Annotated in this window: 7 protein-coding genes; 6 read left to right on the top strand and 1 reads right to left on the bottom strand. The window is 45.7% G+C overall.

Features of this window, described 5'->3' with window-relative positions; all coding sequences use genetic code 11:
* Nucleotides 1-118: 118 nt before the first annotated feature.
* Nucleotides 119-952 (bottom strand): formyltetrahydrofolate deformylase, encoded by an 834-nt coding sequence (purU, locus tag CAG69_RS13455; protein WP_005382206.1) that lies wholly within the window; start codon nucleotides 950-952, stop codon nucleotides 119-121.
* Between the two features lie 218 nt (nucleotides 953-1,170).
* On the opposite strand from purU, the gene CAG69_RS13450 reads away from it, so the two are divergent.
* The 6 genes from CAG69_RS13450 to fadD all read left to right on the top strand — a co-directional run.
* On the top strand, nucleotides 1,171-3,111 hold the full coding sequence (locus CAG69_RS13450; protein WP_005382210.1) for an ATP-dependent DNA helicase: 1,941 nt from the start codon (nucleotides 1,171-1,173) through the stop codon (nucleotides 3,109-3,111).
* A gap of 29 nt (nucleotides 3,112-3,140) precedes the next feature.
* Complete coding sequence (gene tsaB, locus CAG69_RS13445; RefSeq protein WP_006743346.1) at nucleotides 3,141-3,842, top strand: tRNA (adenosine(37)-N6)-threonylcarbamoyltransferase complex dimerization subunit type 1 TsaB; 702 nt, start codon at nucleotides 3,141-3,143, stop codon at nucleotides 3,840-3,842.
* 60 nt (nucleotides 3,843-3,902) lie between these two features.
* Nucleotides 3,903-4,208 (top strand): hypothetical protein, encoded by a 306-nt coding sequence (locus tag CAG69_RS13440; protein ID WP_012842040.1) that lies wholly within the window; start codon nucleotides 3,903-3,905, stop codon nucleotides 4,206-4,208.
* Between the two features lie 43 nt (nucleotides 4,209-4,251).
* Nucleotides 4,252-4,809, top strand: a complete 558-nt coding sequence (locus CAG69_RS13435; RefSeq protein WP_161444640.1) for a Slp family lipoprotein — start codon at nucleotides 4,252-4,254, stop codon at nucleotides 4,807-4,809.
* A gap of 6 nt (nucleotides 4,810-4,815) precedes the next feature.
* A complete protein-coding gene (locus CAG69_RS13430) occupies nucleotides 4,816-5,670 on the top strand; it encodes an alpha/beta fold hydrolase (RefSeq protein ID WP_006743344.1) in 855 nt (284 codons plus the stop codon).
* A gap of 106 nt (nucleotides 5,671-5,776) precedes the next feature.
* Nucleotides 5,777-7,448: long-chain-fatty-acid--CoA ligase FadD (fadD, locus tag CAG69_RS13425; protein ID WP_161444638.1), on the top strand; the 1,672-nt coding region annotated here is incomplete at its 3' end.

Here is a 7,448-nt window from a genome sequence, read left to right as displayed (position 1 = left end):
TGAAAAATTATAACGTATCGGTTTAATTTTGATGGTTAGAGTCGGGGGGATATCCCTGAAAAGATGAAACCCGCCAAGTTGGACGGGTTTCATTCTCGTTGTAACTAGTGCGGAGGGATTACAGGATCACTGTTTTATTTCCATAAACAAAAACGTGGTCATTGATCACTTTATTCAAAGCCTTACTCAATACGTTCTTCTCTACATCGCGTCCTGCTTGCGCCATATCTTGGGCATTGAATGTATGGTCGACAGGAATTACGTCTTGCTTGATGATCGGCCCTTCATCTAAATCATTGGTCACGAAGTGTGCCGTTGCACCGATGATTTTCACACCGCGATCGTAAGCTTGTTGATATGGCTTCGCGCCAATAAAAGCAGGTAAGAAGCTGTGATGAATATTAATGATTTTGTGGTGGTATTTCTCAACAAACGTAGGCGTCAATACGCGCATGTATTTAGCTAGCACCAAAAAGTCAGCATCGTATTGGTCGATCACTTCTAGCATCTTCTGCTCGTGTTCTTCACGGCTAAGGTTTTCATGGGTCACATGGTGGTAAGGAATGTCGAAGCGTTCAGTGAGAGTTTGCAGTTTGTCGTAATTCCCCACCACAGCGGCGATCTCAACATCTAGGCTTCCATCGTAGGTTTTCATCAGAATATCGCCTAAACAATGCGCTTCTTTTGTGACGAGAATGACGATGCGCTTACGGCGAGAGCCAACCAATTTACGCTTAGCACCTTGCGGGAGAGCTTGGTCCAAGTCGGCAAGAAACGTTTGATCGTTGAAGTATCCCTCCAGCTCCGTTCTCATGAAAAAGTGGCCACTGGTATTATCAACAAATTCGTTATTGTGAACGATGTTGAGTTGGTGCTTGTAACAGATGTTAGTGATTTTCGAGATGAGACCCGGGGCGTCAGAACAGTGGGTCAACAGTGTTTTCTTTTCCATAAATCAGGTACTTCCATGCATTAATATTTTAGCGTACGAATTTGTTATTATTCCCAGGCGGGTGTAACTGTACTGCCATGTTTCACCATAAATAATCTATTCTTACGTTGGTTTCAACAAAATATCCGTGCGTCGCCGCAAGCTGGCCAGATTGTGGGCTGATGTCACTCCTATTCCTCTGATATACTCTCGATAATTTTTCAAACTCAATACCAAGCATGATCGCAAAAACTTTTTCCTCTGATGGCGCGTTAGGTAAGGCCATTCCGGGCTTTCAAGCTCGTCAGCCACAAATCGATATGGCGGAAGCCGTCAGCAGTGCGATCAAAGATCAAACCCAGTTAGTGGTAGAGGCAGGAACTGGAACCGGTAAGACCTTCGCATACCTAGTCCCTGCACTGTTGAGTGGTAAAAAAGTGATCATCAGTACAGGCTCGAAAAACTTGCAAGAGCAGTTGTACCATCGGGACTTACCGCTTATGGTCAATGCGCTTGGTTTTTATGGCCAAGTGGCGTTATTAAAAGGGCGTTCTAATTATCTGTGTTTGGATCGTTTGAGCCGCCAAATGGTCGAAAGCCACACTAATGAATCTGACCCGACGTTATTAACTCAACTGGTTAAAGTGCGTGCTTGGTCATCAGAAACCAAAACAGGTGACCTTGGGGATTGTGATGATCTGCCAGAAGACAGCATGATCATTCCGACCATCACCTCAACCAATGATAACTGTTTAGGTAAAGAGTGTCCGAGCTACACCGATTGCTTTGTATTGAAAGCGCGTAAGCGAGCCATGGATTCCGACATTGTTGTAGTGAACCATCACTTGTTTCTTGCTGATTTAGCGATCAAAGAAACAGGATTTGGTGAACTGATTCCAGAAGCCGATGTGTTTATTTTTGATGAAGCTCATCAGTTGCCAGATATTGCGAGCGAATATTTCGGCCAGTCAGTATCAAGTCGCCAAATTCACGATCTTGCCAAAGACATTGAAATAGCCTATCGCACCGAAGCAAAAGATATGCGCCAATTGCAAAAAGTGGGTGACAAACTCATGCAAAGCGCAATGGACATGCGGATTGTACTGGGTGAGCCTGGCTTTCGTGGCAACTGGCGTGAGGCGTTGCAATCAGGCTCTATTAAGCGAGAATTATTGCGCTTAACTGATAGCCTCGAATTGGCGATTGATGTACTCAAAATAGCCTTAGGGCGCAGTCAATTACTGGATACCGCCTTTGAACGAGCCAATTTGATCAAAGGCCGCATCGACCGGGTATGTGATGTCGATATTACCGGCTACTCATACTGGTACGATACCTCGCCTCGTCATTTCGCTCTGCACATTACGCCTCTTTCTGTCGCGGACAAGTTCCATGAGCAAATAGAGATTAAACAAGGCGCGTGGATTTTCACGTCAGCAACCCTAGCCGTATCGGGCGACTTCAAGCACTTTACTGAGCGCCTTGGCCTCAAGCCTACAAAGCAATTTTCTCTGCCGTCCCCCTTTGATTATCAAAAACAAGCGCGCCTTTGTGTGCCAAGGTATTTGCCAGAGCCAAACAGTAACGGCTTAGCGGATAAGTTAGTCCGAATGCTTGCTCCGGTGATTGAAGAAAACGATGGCCGCTGTTTCTTTTTATGTACCTCGCACAGCATGATGCGTGAACTAGGCGAGAAGTTCCGAGAAGTACTTGAGCTGCCTGTGTTAATGCAAGGGGAGATGAGTAAGCAGAAAACCTTGGCAGAGTTTATGGAGCTGGGTAACGCTTTACTCGTGGCGACAGGTGCATTCTGGGAAGGGATTGATGTTAGAGGTGATGCGCTGAGCTGTGTTATTATCGACAAATTACCGTTTACCGCCCCTGACGATCCATTACTCAAAGCCCGTATCGAGGATTGTCGATTACGTGGCGGTGAACCATTTGCTGAAGTACAAATCCCGGATGCAGTGATTACGTTAAAGCAGGGAGTAGGACGATTAATTCGAGATCAGAAGGATCACGGTGCGTTGATCATTTGTGATAATCGCCTCGTCACGCGAGACTATGGTGGTATTTTCCTAGGAAGCCTACCACCTATCCCAAGGACGCGAGACTTAGATGGAATCAAAGCATTCCTGAAAGCAGAACAATCTGTCACAGACGCAAGTGCTGAGGCATAACCCAATAAATTAGAGTTGTAGAGAGTTAAATGAGCGCAAAAATTCTTGCTATCGATACAGCGACTGAAAACTGTTCAGTTGCGTTGTTGGCTAATGATCAAGTGATTTCACGTAGCGCGGTTGCACCACGCGATCACACCAAAAAAGTACTGCCAATGGTTGATGAAGTACTCAAAGAAGCAGGCCTGACTCTACAAGAGCTGGATGCGTTAGCGTTTGGACGTGGTCCAGGTAGCTTTACTGGCGTTCGTATCGGTATTGGTATCGCACAAGGTTTGGCGTTCGGTGCTGACTTACCTATGATCGGCGTTTCAACGCTGGCTGCAATGGCTCAAGGTAGCTATCGCTTACATGGTGTGACCGATGTCGCTGTGGCTATTGACGCACGTATGGGTGAAGTCTACTGGGCACGTTACACTCGCCAAGCAAACGGTGAGTGGGCAGGGAGGGATGCAGAGTGCGTAATTCCACCAGCACGTCTAATTGAAGAAGCACAAGCAGACGACAAAACGTGGACGACAGCAGGTACGGGTTGGGATGCCTACCAAGAAGTATTAGCAGACCTACCGTTTAATTTGACGCATGGCGAGGTTCTGTACCCTGATTCACAAGACATCGTGATTCTTGCTGAACAAGAATTTAAAAAGGGTAATACTGTGCCGGTAGAAGATTCTAGCCCAGTTTATCTACGCGATAATGTGACATGGAAAAAACTTCCTGGTCGCGAATAGTCCGTTTTTCATTAACCTGACAAAAAGCAGGGCGTTTGCCCTGTATTTTTATGGAGTGCTATGGCGTCGATTAATGGCTTGCCTCCTTCTTTGATTCCCGGTGCAAATCGCACTAATAAAGTCAGCAAAAAGAAGCAGGTAGATAAATCACAAACAAAGCAGCCTGTAGGTCAGCCTTCAAAGGTTGCTAACGCTGTGGCGCACTCCATAAAACACGTGGATGAGTCCCAAATTCACCGAGCTCAAGTGCAATATGACCTTCCCGAAGGGAGTGCACGTAAAGCGATGGAGCAGTACATGGATGTCATGAATCGAGCTAAAAAAGAGGAACTGGCTCAGTTACTTGGTGTCGATATTTACGTGTGAGTACTTTCCCCCAAACAGGGATTACTAATATGAAAGGTGGTTTATGAAGGTTTTTGGACGGTTTTTTCTCGCATTATTTGCTACGGTTGGTTTGTCTGCGTGTAGCTCGTTGCCAGAGGCGCTAAATGCAAGCACAGAATTGGTCGTTACAGACTATAAAGCTTTTGCTGAGTCTCAGGGGCAAGTGAGTGAAGATGTTCGCCTTGGTGGAATCATCGCTAAAGTGGATAACTTTAAAGATAAAACGCGTCTAGAGATTGTAAATCTTCCAATCAGTAAGTCTGGTAAACCTGATATTGATGAAGAGCCTACGGGACGTTTTGTCACCTATTTTGATGGTTATTTAGAGCCTGTTGCCTTTAGTGAAGGTCGCTTGTTGACGGTTGTAGGTACAGGCGCCGGAGAAGAAGAAGGAAAGATTGGTGAGCACGAATACGTATTCCCGATCATTAAGGGGCAAGGCTACCGTTTGTGGAAAATTGAAGAACGTGTACGCATGTATGATTCGCCAACCTACTTTTACCCATGTTACTCGATTAACTGCCGCATGTGGCGTAATGATTTCCCACAAGACGGTAAAGTGATAAAACAGGTCAAATAATCTGCGATGCATGAGCGTCAATTCGAGCTTCCTGCCGGCAAAATGGCAGCCCTTGAGATAGGGAACGAGAAAACGGCTGACTTGTCAGTCGTTTTTCTTCATGGGTGGTTAGATAATGCGGGCAGCTTTAAAGCGCTCATGGAGCAGTTGAATCAACTTAATCCTCACTTACACCTCCTTGCTATCGACCATTTTGGTCACGGTTTATCGAGTCATAAATCTCACGATAATTATTATCCCTTTCACGACTATATTGCCGATTTATATCAGCTGTTGGACGAATTATCACCAAACAGACTGATATTAGTAGGGCATTCACTTGGTGCTTTAATCGCAAGTTGTTATAGTGCTGCGTTTCCAGAGCAGGTCGAAGCTCTTGTGCAAATAGAGGGAGCAGGACCTCTTACTGAAGATCCTACTAACAGTTTGCCTCGTCTTCGCGATGGCGTTTTAAGTCGAATAAGACAGCAAAACAAGCCAGAGCGAGCCATTGCCTCCTTCGATCTGGCGTTAAAATTACGCGTGCAAGCCAACCAATTAACCGCTGAGCAGCTTCTACCGATAGTCGAGCGTGGAACAGAGCAGCGAGGAGATAAATGGTATTGGCGGCATGACGCCAAGTTAAAATGTGCGTCGCTTTACCGAATGGCGCAAGCGCATGCTAACTCGATTACCAGCCAAATACGTTGTCCTCATTTGATTGTATTAGGCGATCAAGGATTTCAGAATTTACCATCTAACCAAGCTGATTGGGGAGAGAACCCACCGCAAGTGGTTTCTGTCAAGGGTGGTCATCACTGTCATTTAGAGCAAATACTCGAGGTCGCAACGCGAATTCTTGGTGTAGTTAACAAAATTTAAACAAGTGTTTGAGAGTTGCGTGCTCAAGCACGTTCGCTGTGCTGTAATAGCTTTCAAAATAAAAAGGACGCTATTTTTTAGCCAGTTATAAACGAGGAGTAACATCGTGGATAAACCATGGCTTTCACGTTATCCAAGTGACGTACCTGAAACCATTAATCCAGAGCAATATGAGTCTTTGGTAGAAATGTTTGAACAGTCTGTACAAAAATATGCAGACCAACCAGCATTCATGAACATGGGCTCGGTTATGACCTTCCGTAAATTGGAAGAGCGTAGTCGCGCATTCGCAGCGTATCTGCAAAACGAGTTAAAACTGCAAAAGGGCGACCGCGTTGCTCTGATGATGCCAAACTTACTGCAATACCCAGTAGCATTATTTGGTATTTTGCGTGCAGGTTGTATCGCCGTAAACGTTAACCCACTTTACACTCCTCGTGAACTTGAACACCAATTGAATGACTCAGGTGCGACGACGATTGTGATTGTGTCTAACTTTGCGAATACGTTAGAACAAATTGTCGATAAAACACCAGTCAAACATGTAGTGTTAACCAGTCTTGGTCAAATGCTGCCACGAGCGAAAGGTACGATTGTCGATTTTGTCGTGAAGTACGTTAAGGGCATGGTGCCTAAGTACGATTTACCTGGTGCAATCTCAATGCGTCAGGCTCTACGTAAAGGTCGTCGTCTACAATACGTTAAACCGTTTATGTCTGGGGATGACATTGCATTCCTGCAATATACGGGGGGGACAACAGGCGTCGCGAAAGGTGCCATTCTGACTCACCGCAACATGATTGCGAACGTTCTACAGGCAAAAGGTGCGTACGGACCGGTTTTATCTCCGGGGCGTGAATTAGTCGTGACAGCGTTACCGCTGTATCACGTATTTGCTCTTACCGTAAACTGTCTGCTGTTTGTCGAAATGGGTGGTCGTAACTTACTTATTACCAACCCTAGAGATATTCCAGGGTTCGTGAAAGAGCTACAAAAGCATCCGTTTACCGCGATTACGGGCGTGAATACCTTATTTAATGCATTGGTCAATAATGAAGATTTCCACGAGTTGGATTTCAGTAATCTACGTTTAGCCGTTGGCGGCGGCATGGCAGTGCAGCGCTCAGTGGCAGAAAGATGGCAAAAGACCACGGGTTGCTATTTGCTCGAAGGTTACGGTCTAACAGAGTGTTCTCCGTTGGTGGCGGCATACCCGCATGACCTTGTTGAATACAATGGATCGATTGGTCTGCCGGTACCATCAACAGAAGTTCGTATTGTGGACGAAGAAGGCAATGCTCTTGCGAATACTGAAACTGGTGAACTTCAAGTTCGTGGTCCTCAGGTTATGCAAGGCTACTGGCAACGACCTGAAGCAACGAAAGATACGATCAACGAAGACGGTTGGTTATCAACGGGCGACATTGTTAAGTTCGATGACGAAGGCTTCCTGCACATCGTTGACCGTAAGAAAGACATGATCTTGGTATCAGGCTTTAATGTTTACCCGAACGAAATCGAAGACGTTGTAGCACTGCACGGCAAAGTCCTTGAAGTGGCTGCTATTGGTCAACCGCACGAAGTCTCTGGTGAATTAGTGAAGATCTACGTCGTGAAGCGCGACCCGAGCTTGACCAAAGATGAAGTTATTACGCATTGTCGTCAGCACTTAACTGGCTATAAAGTACCTAAGTTGGTTGAATTCCGCGAAGACTTACCTAAAACCAATGTCGGTAAGATCTTGCGTCGTGTTCTACGCGAAGAGAATGACGCTGAAC

This window comes from Vibrio sp. V43_P6S15P86, assembly GCF_009904725.1.
Lineage (GTDB): Bacteria > Pseudomonadota > Gammaproteobacteria > Enterobacterales > Vibrionaceae > Vibrio > Vibrio diabolicus.
The sequence above is the reverse complement of the archived record's forward strand: the minus strand, read 5'-3'. Positions and strand labels throughout refer to the sequence as shown.

What these genes read in the sequence shown, in the direction of transcription:
- purU (WP_005382206.1), bottom strand. Translation starts at nt 952, where the DNA reads ATGGAAAAGAAAACACTGTTGACCCACTGTTCTGACGCCCCGGGTCTC.
- CAG69_RS13450 (WP_005382210.1), top strand. Translation starts at nt 1,171, where the DNA reads ATGATCGCAAAAACTTTTTCCTCTGATGGCGCGTTAGGTAAGGCCATT.
- tsaB (WP_006743346.1), top strand. Translation starts at nt 3,141, where the DNA reads ATGAGCGCAAAAATTCTTGCTATCGATACAGCGACTGAAAACTGTTCA.
- CAG69_RS13440 (WP_012842040.1), top strand. Translation starts at nt 3,903, where the DNA reads ATGGCGTCGATTAATGGCTTGCCTCCTTCTTTGATTCCCGGTGCAAAT.
- CAG69_RS13435 (WP_161444640.1), top strand. Translation starts at nt 4,252, where the DNA reads ATGAAGGTTTTTGGACGGTTTTTTCTCGCATTATTTGCTACGGTTGGT.
- CAG69_RS13430 (WP_006743344.1), top strand. Translation starts at nt 4,816, where the DNA reads ATGCATGAGCGTCAATTCGAGCTTCCTGCCGGCAAAATGGCAGCCCTT.